Source organism: Microcoleus sp. PH2017_34_RAT_O_A, from assembly GCF_020737885.1.
GTDB lineage: Bacteria > Cyanobacteriota > Cyanobacteriia > Cyanobacteriales > Microcoleaceae > Microcoleus.
Window position 1 is genome coordinate 12,222 of the sequence record NZ_JAEQDD010000031.1, and the last position, 19,310, is coordinate 31,531.

Sequence of the window (19,310 nt, forward strand, 5' to 3'; positions counted from 1 at the left end):
GTTTGGTGTTTGTTGTTGTTTCTAATAACTAATAACTCATAACTAATAACTCATAAATATAACTTTCGGAGGATAGCAGGCTCTAGCTTTCGGCGGATGTGCCAGAAGCTTTTATCTGTCAAGATTGCACTTGTTAAAGCTGATTAAAAGTGCGATCGCTATGGTAGATCATTACATTCTAAATTTGCTAGTGATTGGCATCCTCCTGCTCACCGTCACCTTGGGCTCCGGATGGATTTCGCGATTGCCGGTATCTTATGCCTTAATTTATCTAATTGTCGGTATCGGATTGGGGCCCTACGGCGTCAAGCTGGTTGAATTGCGCCCCGAAGCTCAATTTTTAGAAAGACTCACAGAATTTGTAGTTCTTGTTTCTCTGTTCAGTTGCGGCTTAAAAATGAATCGCCCGCTACAACTTTGGGCCTGGAATTCCACCGCGCGGCTGCTCGGTTTTTTAATGCCGATTTCGATTTTTGCTGTTGCTGCGATCGCTCATTGGTTTGTGAAATTAGATTGGGGCCCTGCCATTTTACTAGGAGCAATTCTGGCACCCACAGATCCAGTTTTAGCCTCAGAAGTTCAGATAGCTGATATAGAAGATCGCGATGAATTGCGTTTTGGCTTAACATCGGAAGGCGGTTTGAACGATGCTTTAGCTTTTCCCTTTGTTTATTTCGGCATTTATGCGCTAAAAGATAACAACTGGCCGAACTGGTTTTCGCAGTGGGTGGCAGTTGACTTGCTTTGGGCGGGTTCCGCAGGTATCGTGATGGGCATTTTAGTAGCCAAAGCCGTCACTTGGATCGATCGCCGATTGCAACGCTACAGGCCCGCCGACGAACTAATGGAAGATTTCATCGCTCTCAGCACAATTCTGCTCACATATTCCCTCACCGAAGTAGTCAACGGCTACGGATTCCTCGCAGTTTTTGTAGCAGGAATTGTAGTGCAGCGCAGTTACCGCGACCCCGAAAAACCGCTTTCCCAACTGCACTTTACTGAGCGCATAGAAAAGTTAATGGAAGTAGGAACAATTTTAATATTGGGTTCCATGTTGCGCCTAGAAGCTCTCGTTGCACATGGAAGCTACGCCCTTTTAATAGCTGGATTGTTAATCTTTTTGATTCGGCCTGTGGGAGCTTGGATTAGTACGATTGGCAGTCGCTTGCATCCCGCCAGTCGCTGGCTCTGCGGTTGGTTCGGCATTCGCGGCGTCGGTTCAATCTATTATCTTACCTATGCTTTCGGTCACGGTTTGAAAGGCGAAACTGCCGAGAAAATTGCCTGGATTACTTTTACTACGATCGTAATTTCTGTGATTGTGCACGGCATTAGCGCCACCCCGTTAATGAACTGGTACGAGCGGCGAATTAAACCTAAAGTACCGGATTTAATTTAATTCACAGGACTAACACACCAAGCAGATGAAACTGGTTCTTAGTGAGGACTTCAGTCCTCAAAAATCAGGACTAAAGTCCTCACTACGAACCAGTTTTATTAAAGGATACAGGAGATGATCGAAGTCCTAACCAACTAATTTTCTCTGTATTCTCGGAGCAACTAAGCGGAGCATCATTGCTGCAACTAGCAACACTGTCAAAGGTAAATATACGATCGCCGATTTAACAATCTTGATACCGAATTCAAAGGTAAAAGCCAGCCAGAAATAGTGCATTCCAGCATTGTGTAGAATCTTCCAGGCCCGTTGACCGATCCATGCTGCCGATCGCTCAAAAGATGTTACAGTCATTGCAAACAGGAACACGTAGCCCAAGATCCCCAGAGGGTCAAACCCGGGCGACGCGCCAGAAGTGGCCCACCACAAGCCAGTCCAGGCGATCGCGTGATACGTATGCGACACAGCCATCGATAGCCCCAAATAGCGGCGATTTTTTAACAGCCACTGTGTAAATATATTGGGCCACAGCCTGCGAAGTGACGAAGCCACAAAAGCACATAGAAATAAGATACACGAAGTACGAGCAGTTGCTCGAATCGCCAACCGCATCGCTGTCTCATCAACACCGTAAATCAGCCAAATCACAGCAAGCATAATCCCAATTGTCAGCGCCGACAAACCAACAATGCTCCATCCTTCCACAGCAAATTTACTACCTTTCATCCGTGATGAATCCTTACAATAAATTCTCATATCCTGTCCGATCGAACACCATGAAAAAATTGCTTCGTAGTGAGGACTTTAGTCCGCATCAAAGAGAGGGCTAAAGTCCTCACTACGAACCAAACCTTATGATTGCCAGTAATTAACAGGACACGAACTCAGTACATACTAAATTTAGCGATCGCCCGTGGCCGCTGTCTTGCCAAATCTTCCCAAAAATGTCCTAATCTTCCCAACCTTCAAAGCGCATCTCTATAAGCCTTTGGAGTAGTTTTAACCTGTTGGCGAAACACTCTGGTAAAATGACTTTGACTTTGAAATCCGACTTGGTGGCAGATTTCTACAAGTGTCAACTCCCGCAGCCGAAGCAACTGCTTTGCTCTCTCAATGCGGCATTTCATCACATACTGATGGGGTGTAAATCCTGTAGATTGCTTGAACAAACTTGCAAAATAATGCGGACTAATCTGCACAGCACTGCTCAGATTTTCCAAACTCAAATTACCATCCAAATTTTGCTCAATATAATTGAATACTTGCCTTAGTTGATACTTGCACAACCCGCCCGTATAGTTTTTAATTTCAGGAGTAAAAGAACAATAACGCCTCAGCAAATGCACAGCAAGCGCTGTTGCCATTGACTCTGCATACAGGCGACTGTCTGCGCCTCCGGCTGCTAATTCTTGCTTCAAAGCCAGCGCCATATGCTGAATTAACGGATCGCGTAGATGCAACTGCGGCACCAACTCAATTTTATCTGCATCCACAGAGTCAAAAGCAGCGCGCGCCAGCATTTCAGGGGCGAGAAACAGCTCAATTAATGGAACTTCGCGATCGACAAATGTTCTCGGAATAGTTTGAGTAGCAGGAATAATCGCAATATCGCCGCTGGCGTAATCTACCTCTTGCAAACTTCCATTCAACATAAAACTCGCCCGAAAATCATTTTCAGCGATGAGAATAAAGTGGTGTTCTAAATCAGTTTCCGGCATTTCGTCAGCAGGTTCTAGCTCATAAATCAGATTCAAACCATTCCATCCCAATTCAAAGCTAGAAAGGAGGTGCAAATGCGGTGCAGGTTCATTATCAGACACAGCGAGTCTCGACTTCGAGCGACAAAAACGGTTTGTAGTGAGGACTTTAGTCCGCAGATTTAGAGGACTAAAGTCCGAACAGTCGGGTGCATCTGGTTTTTGAAGAGGGCGAAGCATGACCGCATATAAGTTATTAGTTATAATCTCATATTGATTGCGGTCATGCTTCGCCCCTACACGCATATTTGCTTGCAGATGCACGCCTTACTATCGAACTAATATTATTGCGATGCGATTGGTTTCACCCCAATTAATAAAGCGAGTTCCCGCCACTTCCAATAACAGTCTACATCGTCAAAACCAATGTCTCTAAACCAGCGCAGTTGTGTTTCCACATCCAGCAATTTATTAGAAGGATCTTCACCCTCTTTGCTGATACCGAGTGCCTCTCGAAACTTCTCATGCAAAGCCTCTGTTGGGGACGCTACGTGCTCCAAATTGCAAAAAATGCCTCCGGGTTCCAAAAGCTCGAAAATCTCGGCGTAAAGCGAACGTTTGCGATCGTCCTCTACGTGATGGATGGCAAAACTAGAAACGATCGCATCAAACTTGCCCAAATCCGGCAGAGGTTCGTCAAAATTGTGCTCAATTACCGTGACAGTATTGTCATCAGCAAAGCGAATGCGGGCTTTTTCCAGCATAGTTGGCGAAAAGTCGATCGCCACAGATGCAACATTCGGGCGATCGCACTTCAGCAAACCCAACAACCGCCCATCACCCGTACCCACATCCAGAATCCGCTTGACATCTTTCGGCACTTCCTCCAACAAAACCGCTTCACCTTCCGTGCGGTGAGGAATACCATCAGCCTTCGCAAGATACCACAAAGCGTGTTCCGCCGAACTCCAAAGATTAACTTGACTCATAAACAGTTGACAGTTGACAGTTGACAGTTGACAGTTGACAGTTGACAGTTGACAGATGAGTGCGAGGTTTTTAAGACGGGGATTTAAACCTCTCCATAAAAACAATCCGCCCGCACCTGAAGGGGGCTAATAACCCTTGATATTTAGTAAATCTCGCCGTTTTTATGCGTAAAAATCCAACCATTATCGCCCGCTTTCGCGATTAAGTCATCATCGGGATAACTTGCTGAATCATCAGGAGTGCGATCGCCAATTTCCAGATAAACAACATCAGCATTCGAGCGATTCACCAAATGATGCCCGTCAGCATCTCCAGCCGGAAAACCTGCCGCCATACCCGATTTTAGCAATTGCTCACCCAAATTTGTAATCAGAGTAACTTCCCCTTCCAGAACATAGACTAACTCATCTTGACGAGAGTGCCAATGTCGAAGAGCAGAGCAACTTCCCGGCGCCAACCTCACCAAATTTACCCCAAAATTCTGCAAACCCGCAGCATCACCCAAGCGTTTTTTAACTCTTCCCGCAACAGCAGATTTAAATTGCTGAGGATAATTTGAGCCTGTACTTTCTGGGACATTATTAGGATGAATAATCATACAAAACTCCTTCTCTTCTTTCTCTTCCTTCGCGTTTTTCGCGCCTTCGCGGTTCATTTCTCTATTCCAAAGGTTTCAAAGTAGTAGGATTTTCACGAATCGGTTTAACAAAACGGCTGTTCGCCCGCACAAAACAATTACCCTTATCAGTGGAAATCGGCAACCAAGGCTTACCCTGAGAGTCAGCAATCATAATTTGATTAGCATTATTTCCAGTCACCGCTTGCAAGCGCTGTCCCCGCCGAAAAGTGGTCACCACAGGCCACTGCGAAACATTATGTTTATTTTTTTCAAATAACTCATCTGGTGCATCAAGAGCATCTACAGAAACAGATCTAAATCGCTGAGCCATCCGGCAATTTAACCCTTGAGAATCCGAGTCAACAACCACCCAATTCACCTGCCTGTTGCCCCGCTGTCTCGCCAGCAGCCCCGTATAATCTCCTTGCTGATTAGCAACAGGTAAAGCCAAGGCTAAATGAGCCCCCGCTCCTAAAATCCAAGTTACTGCCAGAGAGAAAATTCTGATTTCTGCTTTCATTGATACAAAAAATCCTTAAATTCAGATTAATTACAATCGTAGCAAGCTCTCCTGGCGATCGTCCAAGTGCTAATTGCTGAAACCCTTGCTTCCCTTGGACTTCTGTCAACCGTCAACTGACAACCGTCACAACCGTCAACTGTCAATTCATTAAGAATGTGTTATAAATATTGAGATTCATTAAGAAATATTGCTCAAATGCTCCTTTCCCCCTCTGGCGCCAGCAAACTCAAAGAATCCTTAAAAGAAAAAGTATTCTTCGGGAATGAGCCAACCCCGGAACTCATAGCCATCTTACTGATTTATTTCGTCCAAGGCATCCTCGGACTAGCCCGCTTAGCCGTCAGCTTCTTCCTCAAAGACGAACTCGGCATGACTCCCGCCGAAGTCTCAGCCATGCTGGGCGTCGTCGCCATACCTTGGATTATCAAACCCTTGTTCGGCTTCATGTCCGACGGGTTGCCCATATTCGGCTACCGCAGACGGCCTTATATCGTCCTCTCGGGGCTGTTGGGAACGGCAGCATGGGTGGGGATGGCCACAGTCGTACACACGCCCTTAGCGGCCACAGGGGCGATCGCCCTAAGTTCCGTTTCACTAGCCGTCAGCGACGTAATCGCCGACTCCCTAGTAGTAGAAAGAGCGAGAAAGGAAACAGTTAGCGACGCCGGTTCCCTGCAATCCTTGTCTTGGGGCGCATCAGCCATTGGCGGACTAATTACCGCTTACCTCAGCGGTTCCCTGCTGCAACACTTCAGCACCCACACCATCTTTTTAATCACTGCATCTTTCCCGCTAATCGTATCAACAACAGCCTGGTTAATTACCGAAGAAAAAGTCAACAAAAGAACCGACTTTGAAACAGTAAAAGACCAACTCAAACAACTGCGGCAAGCTGTTGCCGAAAAAACAATTTGGTTGCCCACCGCCTTTCTATTTCTGTGGCAATCCACACCAAGCTCGGACTCCGCCTTCTTCTTTTTTAGCACCAACGAATTAGGCTTTCAGCCAGAATTTCTCGGACGAGTGCGCCTCGTCACCAGCATAGCCGCCCTCGTTGGCATTTGGCTGTTTCAGCGCTACCTAAAAGCAATTCCATTTCGAGTCATTTTCGGCTGGTCAACAGTCATTGCAAGTGCCTTGGGCATGACTACATTATTATTAGTAACTCATGCCAACCGAGCATTAGGAATTGACGACCAATGGTTCAGCATCGGAGACAGCCTGATCCTGACAGTAATCGGACAAATTGCCTATATGCCCGTGCTGGTACTATCAGCGCGGTTGTGTCCTCCAGGCGTCGAAGCAACCTTATTTGCAGTGCTGATGTCTGTCACCAATTTAGCAGGAATTATTTCCTACGAAGGCGGTGCAATTTTGACACACTGGCTCGGAATTACCGATCGCAATTTCGACAACCTCTGGCTGCTAGTAGTCATCGCCAACCTCTCCACACTGCTACCCCTCCCCTTCTTAAACTGGCTCCCGGCAGAAAGCACAGAAAGCGGCGATCCAAACTACCAACAATCTCTCCCAGTATTAGAACCCGAACTGGGCTGTGCAAAACCGGGCGGACAGCATTTCATGCCCGAATACTTTCCCGACTTAGTACCGACATCAATTCCCGAAACCCGCACCGTAGAAAGCAAATGAAGGAAGAAAGAAGAAGGAAGAAGGAAGAAGGAAGAAGGAAGAAAATAGACTGCGAATATCTTGATAGTTTTCTTTCTGCTATTTTTCTCTCCTTTATTTCTTTCTTTCTCTCTGCGCTCTCTGCGCCCTCTGCGGTTAAATCAATAAAAGCTTATTCTACCAATGCAAAACTTACAAACTTCCCCAGCCAAAACAGTAGCCCCAAACTTATCATACGATCGCAAAGACTGGCAGCGTGGCTACGAATCCCAACCCAACGAAGCCGACTACTGGATTGACAACATCGAAGGCGAGATCCCAGAAGGCTTACAAGGCACATTCTTTCGTAACGGGCCCGGATTATTGGATGTCAACGGATCGCGCATCCACCACCCCTTTGACGGCGACGGCATGATTTGTGCGATCGCAATTTCCCAAAAACGCGCCCACTTCCGCAACCGATTCGTACACACAGAAGGCTACCTCGCCGAACAAAAAGCCGGAAAAATCCTGCACCGAGGCGTATTCGGCACACAGAAACCCGGAGGCTGGCTGGCCAACATCTTTGATGTCAAAATCAAAAACATCGCCAACACCAACATCATTTATTGGGGCGACAAACTGCTAGCACTCTGGGAAGCAGCACAGCCCTACAGACTCGACCCCCGCAGCCTAGAAACCCTCGGATTAGACACCCTAGACGGCATCTTACAACCCGGTGAAGCCTTCGCCGCCCACCCCAGAATTGAAAAAGGGAAAAATGGCAAAGGAGACAGATTAATCAACTTTTCCGTCAAGCCCGGTTTGTCAAGTACAATCACGATTTACGAACTCGACGAAACTGGCAAACTATTGCAGAAACACGCCCATGCAATCCCGGGTTTTGCCTTCCTACACGACATGGTAATTACCGAGAATTACTGCATATTCTTCCAAAATCCTGTCAGCTTCAATCCCCTACTTTTCCTGTTAGGATTTCGGAGTGCAGCGCAGTGCATTAAATTTTCGCCAAACAAGCCCACCCAGGCAATTTTAATTCCGCGCAACGGCACTGACGAGGTAAAAATATTAGAAACCGAACCTTGTTTTGTGTTCCACCACTGCAACGCCTGGGAAGAAAACGGCGAAGTTTTTGTAGATTCAGTTTGCTACGAATCATTTCCCACTGTCGAACATGACGGCGATTTTCTGGAGATTGATTTTGACACCATTCCAGCGGGCGAGTTGTGGCGGTTCAAGTTAAATCTGCAAGACAAAACCGTGCAGCATCAAGTTGTGGAAACTCGGTGTTGCGAGTTTCCGACTTTGCATCCGAATAATGTCGGACAACCTTACCGATATCTTTATATCGGCGCCGCTGACTCTGCCACTGGGAATGCTCCTTTGCAAGCTATTCTTAAAATAGATTTCCACACGGGTGAAAGGCAAGTTTGGAGTGTCGCGCCGCGCGGCTTTGCTGGTGAACCAGTTTTTGTTCCCCGTGATTCAGCCGTCTCGCCTGAGGCTGCAAGGGCTGAAGATGACGGTTGGCTGCTGGTTTTGATGTATGATGCGGCTAATCATCGATCGACCTTAGCGATTCTAGATGCCCGCGACATCACCAAAGGCCCCCTAGCGCGCCTGCATTTAAAACAGCACATTCCCTACGGTTTGCACGGCAGCTTTACACCAAACGTACTGCTTCCCGAGAACTAAGATAAAATAGGTTTGTAGTGAGGACTTTAGTCCGCATCCGTCAGAGGACTAAAGTCCTCACTACGAACCTTTTGTATTGCGGGGAATACTAACAACAAGTCAATACATAAAATATCCCTAATTAATGCAAACTGTCAACAAATCAAATATCAAAAAAATACTTATTTTAATTTGCAGCCTCGCCGTAAGTTTGGCAATTATCTTATCTATTTACTCTCACAATGCTAATGCCCAAGAGCCTTACAGCCCCTCTCCAGATACCGCTGTAGCCCCCAAAGGCTTGGTTGAGGTCAAAATGACCGTAATTGGCGTAGACCCGATTAAAAACGAATTAGAAACCCGCTTGCAGTTCGAGCTTAAAGGTATTTATAAAAAAGGGCCTACTTACCCGGCTCAAGATTTATTAATGACAGTTAACGGTGCCAATATCGAGGATTCGGAAATTAGCTTTAAAGAAGGCAAACCGATGATTGTCCCGGCATTAAAGTTTAACTTAGTCAAGGGAAAAATCAACAATTATCCGTTTGACACGCACATTGCTAAAGTAGCTATTTCAATTGACCCGCTGGCTTCAATTGGCAAACAGTTTGCTCCCTTCCAACTAAATCCTGTGCCGCTGGAATTTAAATTTAATGCCGATGTTCCCGGCTTCGATATCAGTTATAAGCCGATGGAAGAGAATTCATCTATATTTATTTATATCGATGTTTCAGCCACGCGATCGATTCCGGTAAAATTCTTTTCCTTGGTGATTATTGTGATCATGTGGGTGCTGTCAATCATGGCGCTGTTGCTAGCATTAAAGGTGATGAAATCTGGCAAGTTGCCGGAAGTCGGAATGTTGAGTTGGACAGGTGTGATGCTGTTTGCTTTTCCCGGCATTCGCAACTCTCAACCGGGAGTTCCGCCAGTGGGAACTGCTAGCGATTTCCTGTCATTTTTTTGGACGGAAATGATTGTTGTGGTAGCGTTGGTGATCATCGGTAGCTGTTGGTTGAAGCGCTATCATCCGCCGCTTGATGATTAATACCATTTATGAAAAATATGGCTGCGAAAAAAAATGACTTGTTTCCATGCACCCTAAGTATCAGGTGCGTCGCTGTGAGATTGTCGATTGGATTTAGGGATTTTTTATGGCGACGCACCCTACAAATACTAATGACTACGGCTTGTTTCCTCAACCCTCTTTGTCAGGTGCGTCGCTGTGAGATTGTCTGTCAAATTTAGAGATTGTTAAGGGCGACACACCCTACAGCTACTTCTTTCCTTCTTCCTTCTTCCTTCCTTCTTCCTTCTTTCTTCTTCCTTCTGCTCAATTTTTCACCTGCAAATTTTCAATATCCTTAGCGGGTACTCCCAAACCGCGCAATATAGTAAAAGCAATGATTCGATATCCCGACGGATTCGGGTGAACTCCATCGGCTGCTAACAAATTTAGAGTTTTTCCGGCGTGTTTTTGATAGGTGCCGATAACTTCCCGAAAAGGCGCATTCAAATCGATAAACAAGCACTGATTTTGCTTGGCAATTTCTCGCATCGCCACAACATATTCTTGCAACCTGCGATTTTCTGGGCCGTCGAGAATCTCGCGGATGGGAGTAGGAGAAAGCAGCACGACTCGAATTCCTGCGGCTTTTGCTGCCAGTACCATTTGAGTTATTTTGTCTATATATTCTGCCAGCGGTAATCCCGCAGCTAGGTTGCCTTGCGGATGAAATTGCAGGTTTTTGAAGTCGAAAAAAGCGTGCCAAACGTCGTTAACTCCGGCGTTGATCGTGACTAAATCTGGCTTTTTGTCGATCGCATCTTTCTGAAAACGCGCCTGCATATCACTCGCCTTGTTACCGGAGATTCCCGCGTTGACGATCTCGATTTTGCGATCGGGATACAGCGCATTTAGATAGCGTTGCAGCAGCCAAACGTAACCTCCTGGGTATTTCGCCGCTTCGGTGATGCTGTCGCCCACAGTCACAATTCTGCGCTTCCCGGCGAGCACGTTTTGGATTTCGGGCGGCGGCGATGCTTCGGATACAGGTTCTTTAAACACGGGAATTAAGGAGTGAGGAATGTTGAAGGCGATAACAGCAGCAATTACGGCGAGGACAAGTCTGATTAACACTTGCTTCAGCGGGGATTTGGGACGGGGCGATCGCACATTTGCAGACATTATGGAGTTTTTTACTAAAAGTCTAACTATTGAGGTCGGCAATAATCATATCGATTTTTGGATTTTTTGTCACTTATTGACTTGAGTCAGGACTTACTGACAAACACCTGTTTCTACGCAAATCCACAATCCACAATCCACAATCCACAATCTAAAATCGATAGATTTCGCCTGTCCAAGTTTTCTAGGTGAAATTACTTATGCTTTTGCGTTCGTTATCTCTATTTGTAATTAGAGTCACAAAAAACTGCGCCAAATCTCACATAATTGTTGCTACTTGCAGCACAACTATAGAAGGCAAGCGCGGTTTATAGTATATATCTGTTCGTAGATGTTCAAGAAACAAGTTTTCAGGGAAGGTTAAAGTAATGGTAGCAACTTCAGATTTTTTATATCCTAAAAATCGTTACTGCGGTGAAGTAAAGCCAGAGAATTTGGTGTTTAATGCGAATTTACAAGAGTTTTCCCAGCGTGTGGGTTACATCAGTGCTTTGGCATCTAACGGCAAGATGCCTGTGGAACAGGCGTTTATTCAAATCAAAACACTCTGGGAACAGGTGGAAAAGTCGAAAACGCAGTTGGGAATCGGTGAAAATCCATTTTCTGCTTGAATAATTAGGGCTTGGCTTTGGCTTTGATTTAGCTTGATTTAGACCGATCGACCGGCTCGACAGTTTAAGATAAAAAAGTAGCTAATGACGATCGCCCTTTTGACCCATGAGTTCCGACCTAGTTCCCCTCCAGCCCAAGGTATCACTCGGCCGCCGCGCCGGTGCTTTCTGCATCGACGTGAGTGCAGTTGGGTTGCCCAGCTTGCTTCTCGGCACTAATTCGATCGTTAAAGCCATCCTTTTTGTCCTGCTGTGGTTAATAATGCGCGTAGCCACCGTCAGGAAAAACCAAGGTCAAAGTCTCGGGCGCTGGCTATTGGGGATGAGAGTTGTTGATACAAAATACCAACGGACTCCCGGAGTGCAACAACTCTGCAAGCGTGAGGCTTTGCTGGGCATTTTCACGGCATCATACTTGGTAGGTCTGTCGGCAAGCGCACATTACAACGAATATATCGGGTATCGCTACGTTATGCTGCTAATGCCCTTGCAGTTTGACGCTATGTTGGCCACCATCTCTTTCAACAGCACACGGTTTCCCCAAGCCTGGCACGATCGACTCGGCCAGACGATTGTCGTCGGAACCCGCCGCGGCTACTGCCTTCACCTCAAAGTTAGAAAATTGCTTAAAAAGAGTGCAGATTAATGTCAGCAAATATTTAGATTTTTTTCTAATTAGTCTTAGTTCACATTTATTGGTAATTATGGCTAAAGGCGTCCGTATCATCAATACTATATAGTTTTTTGAGTGCTTAGCAAATACTCAAAAAGCGTGTCTCTGTACAACAGTAAAAGAAAAGTCTAATCATTTTTGATGAAAAGCAATTATATCCGTTTTTTACGATATTTTTTACTTGATGAAAAATTGCGAAAAACCAGATTTTTCAGAGAAACAAGAAGTTTGGCATTTTATCTATAGGCTGCGGACTCCGCACCTTGGACATCTAATTCGTGCCTCAAACCATTTTTTCCTAATTTCTGAGTAAAAGTGGGTTTTGACGTTGATTTAGACCGATCGACCGGCTCGACAGTTTAAGATAAAAAAGTAGCTAATGGCGATCGCCCTTTTGACCCATGAGTTCCGATCTAGTTCCCCTCTTGCCCAAAGTATCACTCGAACGCCGCGCCGGTGCCTTCTGCATCGACGCGATCGCCGTTTGGATACCCAGTTTGCTTCTCGGTACAAATCCGATCGTCCAAACCTTTCTTTTTGTCCTGCTGTGGTTGATAATGCGCGTAGCCATCGTCAGGAAAAACCAAGGTCAAAGTCTCGGGCGCTGGGCCCTGGACATGAAAATTTTCGATCCTAGATTCCAACGGACTCCCGGAGTGCAAGAATTGTGCAAGCGCGAGGCATTGCTGGGCTTTTGCGCCGCCCTAGCCTTCGCAGGTGTAGGTGGGCTCACCTCCACTAACGCGGGCGTCTTGCTGCTGATGCTGCCGCTGGCGATCGACTGTAGCGTTGCTTTCACCGACGCAGAAAGGTTTCCCCAAGCTTTTCACGATCGACTCGGTAGGACGATCGTCATCGGAACCAAGCGCGGCTACTCCCTCGACATCAAAGTCAGAAGATTGCTTGACCAAGTGCAGACAAATGTGAGACGATAATAAATTGTGTTTAAATTAGTCGAAATTTATTTAGAATTATGGCTAAAGGCGTCCGCATCATAATTACTCTAGAGTGTACTGAGTGCCGAACAAACGCGAGCAAACGCTCCAAAGGCGTGTCTCGGTACACCACGACCAAGAACCGTCGCAACACGACGGCACGGCTGGAACTCAAAAAGTTCTGCCCCCACTGCAACAAGCACACTACTCACAAAGAGATCAAGTAGGGAATGGGGCATGGGGCATGGGGAATGGGGCATGGGGCATGGGGAATGAGTAGTATTTAAGGATTAATGGCTAATAGTTTCTACTATCGCAGTCATTTAAGAATCTTTTAAGAATTACTGATTACCGATTGCCAATTACCAATGACCAATGACCGATTACCAATGACCAATGACCAATGACCAATGACAGATTACCAATTACCAAAGAACCATGACTTACTTTCGCCGGCGCGTTTCGCCAATCAAACCAGGAGACCCGATCGACTATAAAGATGTCGATTTGCTCAAAAAATACGTCACAGAACGCGGTAAAATCTTGCCCCGCCGGATTACCGGTTTGACGGCAAAACAACAGCGCGACCTGACCCGCAGCATCAAAAGAGCCAGAATTGTAGCTTTGATGCCCTTCGTAAACCAAGAAGGCTAATTGGATTTTGGATTTTGGATTTTAGATTTTGGACCAAAATAGGACTTACGCGAAAACAACGTCTTTTTGTCGCAAGCGATGGTAGCTAATAGCTGGCAATATTTGGTATTGAGTCGCTGGTGCGTAAGTCTTAATCAAAATCTCAAAAGTTAAAAATTAAAGCACAAAAAGCAGAACTTTTTAGATGTTAGTTTTGACGATTGATTTAAAAAATGTAAACATCCAAAATCTAAAATCGGAAGCAAAGAAACTCGATAAGTGGCAACTGTAAAAATCCAAAATCTCAAACATAAAGCGGGCAAGTGGAGAAGGGAACGTTAGTAGAATTTAGAGTGCACGGCGACCGCCGTCTGGCCGTTGCCGATCGCCCCGACGGCAAGAAAAACTGGGTAGTGGTAGACGAAAACGGTCAACCGCACAGCATACCGCCCAAACAAATCAGCTACGAAGCAGTCGGAGAAACTTACAAACCCTCCGACATTTCCAAATTTCTTAAAGAAGTAGAAGCTTTCTCAGATCCGTCAAGCCTAGAAGTAGCTTGGGAACTGCTAGTGGGCGACGGAGAAACCGCAGATCCCGAATCCTTGGCAATGCTGCTATTTTCCGATCGCACTCCGGCGCAATGTTATGCAGCTTACTGTTTGCTGTCAACAGACAAACTGTATTTCAAGCAAAAGGGCGATCGCTACGAGCCCCGACCAGTTGCCCAAGTAGCCGAAATCAAACACCAGCAAGAAGTAGAATCTCTGCGACACCAAGAATCTCAAGGATTTTGGGATCGAGTCAAACAGCGGCTGGCTGGGGAAAATAATGTAGATTGGGCAACTAGCGATCGAACTCGCCTCGATGCCCTAGAACGCTTTGCCACTCTCGGAGAAGAAGCAACGCACCGCACCCCTGCCCTAGAAACTTTAGCCAGCTTACAACGTCCCGAAAACCCTGAAGCAGCATTTCAACTCCTAGTCGATCTCGGCCTGTGGAGTACCCACGAAAACCTGTTTTTGCGGCGAAGCCAAATTCCCCTACAATTCTCCGCAAAGGTATTAGAAGTGGCCCAACGCTGCCTGGAAAATCCCCCAACCGACTCGGACACAAATCGTCTCGATTTAACTCACCTCAAGGTTTACACGATCGACGACGAAAGCACCACCGAAATCGACGACGGCCTCAGTTTAGAATTCCTCGAAAACGGTCAGCAGCGCCTGTGGATACACATAGCAGATCCGACCCGCTTGCTTTCCCCCGGAGACGAACTCGACCTCGAAGCCAGAAAGCGCACCACTACGGTTTATCTGCCCACCGGCATGATTCCCATGTTTCCCCCAGCTTTGGCAACTGGGCCAATGAGTTTAATTCAAGGTCAAGAGTGCAGCGCCCTCAGCTTTAGCGTCAGCTTAGACGAAACCGGCGCCGCCCAAGATTACAGCATTCACATCAGCAAGATAAAACCCACCTATCGCTTAACCTACGATGACGTAGACGAAATGCTGGAGTTGGGAATCGAAGCAGAACCGGAAATAAGCGCGATCGCCTCGGCGGCAAAACTGCGTCAAAAATGGCGCGAAGCCCAAGGCGCCATCAGCATTTTCATGCCCGAATCCGTCATCAAAGTCCACGGCGACGAAATCAAAATCCACGTCATCGACGACTCCACAGCCAGATTGCTAGTAGCAGAAATGATGATTTTAGCTGGCGAAGTCGCCGCCCGCTACGGTCAAACTCACAGCCTGCCCATACCCTACCGCTATCAGCCGCAGCCGGAACTCCCCCCAGAGGAAGAACTGCTGGCCGTGCCCGCTGGCCCAGCCCGCGCTTGCGCTGTACGTCGCTGTATGCCCCGCAGCGAAATGGGTCTGACCCCCGGACGCCACGCAGGTTTAGGTTTGGAATCCTACACTCAAGTTACTTCCCCCATCCGCCGCTATACCGACTTGCTGACTCACTTCCAAATTAAAGCCCACCTGCGGGACGAACCACTGCCTTTTTCGGCCCAAGAAATACAGGATATTGTGATGTGTCTCGGTACCGCAGTTAGAGAAGCCTCTACTGTGGAACGCCAAACAAACCGTTATTGGGGATTGGAATATTTGCGGCGCAATCCTGATGAGGTTTGGGAAGCTTTGATGCTGCGCTGGTTGAGGGAAGATAGCAATCTGGCTTTGATTTTGTTGGAAGAGTTGGGTTTGGAGTTGGCGATGCGATTTGGTCGATCGGTCGAAATTGGCGATCGGCTAGAAGTCAAAGTCACTCACTGCGATCCGCGATCGGACGTGATTAACTTCCAAGAAATGATTTTTGAAGCCGCACAATAGGATTTTAGATTTTAGATTTTAGATTTTAGATTTTGGATTGCCAAAATCTTACTGACAGGAATTGTGCGTTTGCGGCTATAAACCAATAAGCTTAAGTTAGCAATCTCATTGAAGTGGGTTTTGTTTCTCTAGGGGCGGTTGCAAGCGCCGTCTTATATCATGTCGAGTCGATTACCATCACAAAAACCGTTTGTTTGTAGTGCGGACTAAAGTCCGCTTTCAGGCTGCGGACTAAAGTCCGCACGCGCGATCGAATCTGATTGCGGTAAATCGATCGCACATGATTAACTAAGGAACTAAAATTTAATAACTTACACTCTTAAAAGTGGGATGGGCCAGAAGATCCCGTTCTTTCTGGACGGGCGGGACGCCCATCCCACAAGAACAATAAAAATTGTAAGTTAAGCTGTTGTGCATTTAAACTGTATGTCAAGAAATAATTCAAGTCTTGTGGGATGGGCTTCTAGCCCGTCCCGAATATGCAATTGAAATGCACGACAGAATCGCCAAATGCCCAATTCTATAAACCAAGTTCAGCCACCGCTGGAATTCATACCCCCAGCCTACAACCCCCTCATCGTCAATGGTTGTCAGCAAATACTCCCCTGGTGGCTGCGATTTAAGACAAATATCAGCCACATTCAAGCCGAAAACGTCGAAACCCTCGCCGAACTCTTCCACCAATTTCAAAATCAAAAAGTTCGCTTCTTACTCGCCTTCCGCCATCCCAACTCCGACGATCCCTACTGTTTGGGACAACTAATTTGGAAACTCGTTCCCCAGGCGGCGCGCGCCAAAGGCATTCCCCTGCAATTCCCGGTACATTCCCACTTTATCTACGATCGCGGAATTCCTCTGTGGGCCGGTTCTAGCGTCGGCTGGCTATATTCTCGCCTCGGCGGTACTCCGATTGTGCGCGGCAAGATCGATCGCGCTGGATTGCGATCGGCCCGCGATTTATTCGCCAACAGCCAATTTCCCATCGCCGCCGCCCCAGAAGGCGCCACCAACGGTCACAATGAAATAGTTAGCCCCCTGGAACCGGGAATCGCTCAAATGGGCTTCTGGTGCGTTGAAGACTTGCTAAAAGCCGGACGTACTGATGAAAAAGTGTTGATTGTGCCGATCGGCATTCAATACCGCTATGTCAATCCACCTTGGGAACCCTTAGAAAAACTTTTAACTCAATTAGAAATAGATTGCGGACTTCCAGCCTTAGAACCCACCGAGATTGCTAAATTAGAGGCAGAAAATCTCGCTCCCGCAGACCAGCATCACAAATTCCAATATCTGCGCCTGATTCGAGTTGGCAGCCATTTACTAACAGTAATGGAACAGTTTTACGCCCGTTTTTATCATCGAAATTTACAGTTAAAAACATCTTCTTTGACATCACTATCGCTGCCCGAAACAACGACAAACGATTCGGAAAATGAAGCGATGATTGCTCGACTGACAGCACTGTTAGACGTAGGCTTGCAAGTAGCAGAAGAATATTTTAACTTGAAGCCCAAAGGCAGTTTGATAGACCGCTGCCGCCGTCTGGAACAAGCAGGCTGGGACTATATTTATCGAGAAGATATCAAAGATATTGCAGGACTTTGTGCCTTAGAAAGAGGATTAGCCGATCGCCTCGCTGAAGAAGCAAGTCTGCGGATGTGGCACATGAGACTTGTCGAAAGTTTCGTCTCAGTCACGGGCAGATACGTCCAAGAAAAGCTCACAGCAGAACGTTTGGCAGAAACAACTTTACTGCTGTGGGACGTACTGACTCGCATCAAAGGCGGAAATCCTTTCGGCCGCCCTTCTTTGGGCAAACAGCAGGTGCAAATGACCGTGGGCGAACCGATATCAGTCGGCGATCGCTGGGAGGGATATCAAAGCAGCCGCAGGGTAGCAGTTGCCGAACTCACTCAAGACTTGCAATCCGCTTTAGAAGGAATGATTAAATCTTAATTAGTCCGAATCTGCAATTAGGAATAGGGAAGTAGGAAGAGAGACGCAGGAAGAGAGAAGCAAAAATAAGGATGATATAGCAACCGCCACATAGGTTAGGACATAAATCATGTCATGAATAGATCCTATAACCCTTTAGCATAAACGGTTTGATTCTCGTACTATGTAACTGTCAACTGTCAACTGTCAACTGTCAACTGTCAACTGCTATATATTGCCTTTGGGTTGCCACTCTATTTTTAATTCGTGCAGCAAACAACTTGTTATAAACTTGGGGAAGATGTATAATAAGTAACTAAGTATCAGTGCCGGTTAATCACTGATAATAAAGTTGTTTTCGTTCGGCGTTTTAAGATTTTGAGGGCTGCCGTCCTCAGTACAAACTTAATTAGAATTATTTAACCGGACTCGATCTAACAATAAGCGCTCGATAATGAACCAACAAAAATAACCGATGAATAACAAACCTATCGATTTATCTACTAACTCAATTAAAGTAAAACTGCTGAATCATTTAGCGCAAGAATTGCTCACCCCGCTCACTTCTGTCCTCGGCATGGCAAGCGTATTGAACCAAGAAATTTACGGCCCCTTAACGAGCAAGCAAAAAGAATATATCGACGTGATCCAAGACAGCAGCCGATCTTTGCGATCGCTAGTTGAAGAAATTTTGGAACTGGCAGATCTAGACGATACCGCTTTCACATTGAAGCGAACCGCAGTTGATATAGAAACTTTGTCTCAGCAAGTTGTGACAACCCTGTCGCCAGCAGCCTCTAGACGAGAGCAAGAAATTAACTTGTCAATGGGGCCCGGGCCGCGCATCTGGCTGGCCGATAAGGATAAAGTTCAGCAAATGCTGCACCACTTAATTTTTAGCATTATTCAATCGGCTGGGGCAGGCAGCGTGATTCGAGTCCACGTTTCTCGGAAACAAGACGGTATCAATATCGGAGTTTGGGTTTTTCATCCTTGGTTGGGTGAAAGTTTGCCCCATGCTAAACTCTACTCCGACTACTTGTTGAAGGTCGGAGCCGATCGCGGTGCGCGATCGAACTCCGAAACCGACTCCCTGGAATTTGAACCGCCACTTCCGTCACAGACACAGGCTTCGCAGCGATTAACGCTGGCGTTTTCTGAGTTGGCGGCTTTGGTGGCCGAGAATGCTGCGGATACGGCACCTGTGTTAGCTGGTTACGGCGCTAGGGAACGCTTGGGGCTGCTGCTTTGCTGCCAGTTGGTGGAAATTCAAGGCGGCAAACTCTCGATTCAAGGCACTCCAGAATCTGGATATCGCTACGCGCTCTGGCTCCCCTGTACCAATGCTACCGAGTTGTTGGAAAGATGAAGTCAGTTGACAGTTGACAGTTGACAGTTGACAGTTGTTATTGGTTACTTGTTATTGGTTACTTGTTACTTGTTATTAGTTATTTGTTGTTATTACAGCCAATAA

The 19,310-nt window shown here is 46.6% G+C and carries 18 protein-coding genes; 12 read left to right on the forward strand and 6 right to left on the reverse strand.

The annotated features are described in order from the left end of the window. Positions 1-130 precede the first annotated feature (130 nt). A complete protein-coding gene (locus tag JGK11_RS12585; RefSeq protein WP_366053679.1) occupies positions 131-1,399 on the forward strand; it encodes a sodium:proton antiporter in 1,269 nt (422 codons plus the stop codon). A gap of 126 nt (positions 1,400-1,525) precedes the next feature. On the opposite strand, the gene JGK11_RS12590 is transcribed toward JGK11_RS12585, so the two are convergent. From JGK11_RS12590 to JGK11_RS12610, 5 genes are all read right to left on the reverse strand, one after another. Beyond that, entirely contained in the window at positions 1,526-2,122 is a 597-nt protein-coding gene (locus tag JGK11_RS12590; protein WP_293196252.1) for a ferric reductase-like transmembrane domain-containing protein, read from the reverse strand. A gap of 239 nt (positions 2,123-2,361) precedes the next feature. Next, the gene (locus JGK11_RS12595) at positions 2,362-3,216 is read right to left on the reverse strand and encodes an AraC family transcriptional regulator (RefSeq protein ID WP_293182774.1); all 855 of its coding nucleotides are present in this window, start codon (positions 3,214-3,216) and stop codon (positions 2,362-2,364) included. A 221-nt stretch (positions 3,217-3,437) separates the two neighbouring features. After that, positions 3,438-4,082, reverse strand: coding sequence for a class I SAM-dependent methyltransferase (locus JGK11_RS12600; protein ID WP_293211908.1), 645 nt, complete (start codon positions 4,080-4,082; stop codon positions 3,438-3,440). A 143-nt stretch (positions 4,083-4,225) separates the two neighbouring features. Then, positions 4,226-4,738, reverse strand: coding sequence for a cupin domain-containing protein (locus tag JGK11_RS12605; protein ID WP_293191898.1), 513 nt, complete (start codon positions 4,736-4,738; stop codon positions 4,226-4,228). 4 nt (positions 4,739-4,742) lie between these two features. After that, on the reverse strand, positions 4,743-5,222 hold the full coding sequence (locus tag JGK11_RS12610; RefSeq protein ID WP_293182780.1) for a hypothetical protein: 480 nt from the start codon (positions 5,220-5,222) through the stop codon (positions 4,743-4,745). A 198-nt stretch (positions 5,223-5,420) separates the two neighbouring features. On the opposite strand from JGK11_RS12610, the gene JGK11_RS12615 reads away from it, so the two are divergent. From JGK11_RS12615 to JGK11_RS12625, 3 genes are all read left to right on the forward strand, one after another. Beyond that, entirely contained in the window at positions 5,421-6,875 is a 1,455-nt protein-coding gene (locus tag JGK11_RS12615) for a folate/biopterin family MFS transporter (RefSeq protein ID WP_293182782.1), read from the forward strand. Between the two features lie 162 nt (positions 6,876-7,037). After that, positions 7,038-8,549 carry a carotenoid oxygenase family protein gene (locus JGK11_RS12620; protein WP_293191901.1) on the forward strand — a complete coding sequence of 504 codons (1,512 nt, stop codon included), beginning with the start codon at positions 7,038-7,040 and terminating at the stop codon, positions 8,547-8,549. Between the two features lie 124 nt (positions 8,550-8,673). Then, positions 8,674-9,576 carry a DUF4436 family protein gene (locus JGK11_RS12625; protein WP_293191904.1) on the forward strand — a complete coding sequence of 301 codons (903 nt, stop codon included), beginning with the start codon at positions 8,674-8,676 and terminating at the stop codon, positions 9,574-9,576. A 285-nt stretch (positions 9,577-9,861) separates the two neighbouring features. On the opposite strand, the gene JGK11_RS12630 is transcribed toward JGK11_RS12625, so the two are convergent. After that, positions 9,862-10,716 carry an SGNH/GDSL hydrolase family protein gene (locus JGK11_RS12630; RefSeq protein WP_293211910.1) on the reverse strand — a complete coding sequence of 285 codons (855 nt, stop codon included), beginning with the start codon at positions 10,714-10,716 and terminating at the stop codon, positions 9,862-9,864. A 368-nt stretch (positions 10,717-11,084) separates the two neighbouring features. Here JGK11_RS12630 and JGK11_RS12635 point away from each other — a divergent pair, with 368 nt between their 5' ends. The 8 genes from JGK11_RS12635 to JGK11_RS12670 all read left to right on the forward strand — a co-directional run bounded on the left by JGK11_RS12635 (position 11,085) and on the right by JGK11_RS12670 (position 19,205). After that, positions 11,085-11,327: a hypothetical protein gene (locus tag JGK11_RS12635; protein WP_293211913.1), complete on the forward strand. Its 243-nt coding sequence runs from the start codon at positions 11,085-11,087 to the stop codon at positions 11,325-11,327. Positions 11,328-11,433: 106 nt separating this feature from the next. After that, the gene (locus JGK11_RS12640) at positions 11,434-11,973 is read left to right on the forward strand and encodes an RDD family protein (protein ID WP_293211916.1); all 540 of its coding nucleotides are present in this window, start codon (positions 11,434-11,436) and stop codon (positions 11,971-11,973) included. A 428-nt stretch (positions 11,974-12,401) separates the two neighbouring features. Continuing rightward, positions 12,402-12,935, forward strand: a complete 534-nt coding sequence (locus tag JGK11_RS12645; RefSeq protein ID WP_293211918.1) for an RDD family protein — start codon at positions 12,402-12,404, stop codon at positions 12,933-12,935. A gap of 38 nt (positions 12,936-12,973) precedes the next feature. Beyond that, positions 12,974-13,162, forward strand: a complete 189-nt coding sequence (rpmG, locus tag JGK11_RS12650) for a 50S ribosomal protein L33 (RefSeq protein ID WP_293182798.1) — start codon at positions 12,974-12,976, stop codon at positions 13,160-13,162. A 211-nt stretch (positions 13,163-13,373) separates the two neighbouring features. Continuing rightward, positions 13,374-13,589, forward strand: coding sequence for a 30S ribosomal protein S18 (gene rpsR, locus JGK11_RS12655; RefSeq protein WP_006631377.1), 216 nt, complete (start codon positions 13,374-13,376; stop codon positions 13,587-13,589). A 302-nt stretch (positions 13,590-13,891) separates the two neighbouring features. Then, positions 13,892-15,901: a ribonuclease R family protein gene (locus JGK11_RS12660; RefSeq protein ID WP_293211920.1), complete on the forward strand. Its 2,010-nt coding sequence runs from the start codon at positions 13,892-13,894 to the stop codon at positions 15,899-15,901. A 510-nt stretch (positions 15,902-16,411) separates the two neighbouring features. Next, positions 16,412-17,857 (forward strand): 1-acyl-sn-glycerol-3-phosphate acyltransferase, encoded by a 1,446-nt coding sequence (locus JGK11_RS12665; protein WP_293211923.1) that lies wholly within the window; start codon positions 16,412-16,414, stop codon positions 17,855-17,857. 454 nt (positions 17,858-18,311) lie between these two features. Beyond that, positions 18,312-19,205: a histidine kinase dimerization/phospho-acceptor domain-containing protein gene (locus JGK11_RS12670; protein ID WP_293182804.1), complete on the forward strand. Its 894-nt coding sequence runs from the start codon at positions 18,312-18,314 to the stop codon at positions 19,203-19,205. Positions 19,206-19,310 lie beyond the last annotated feature (105 nt).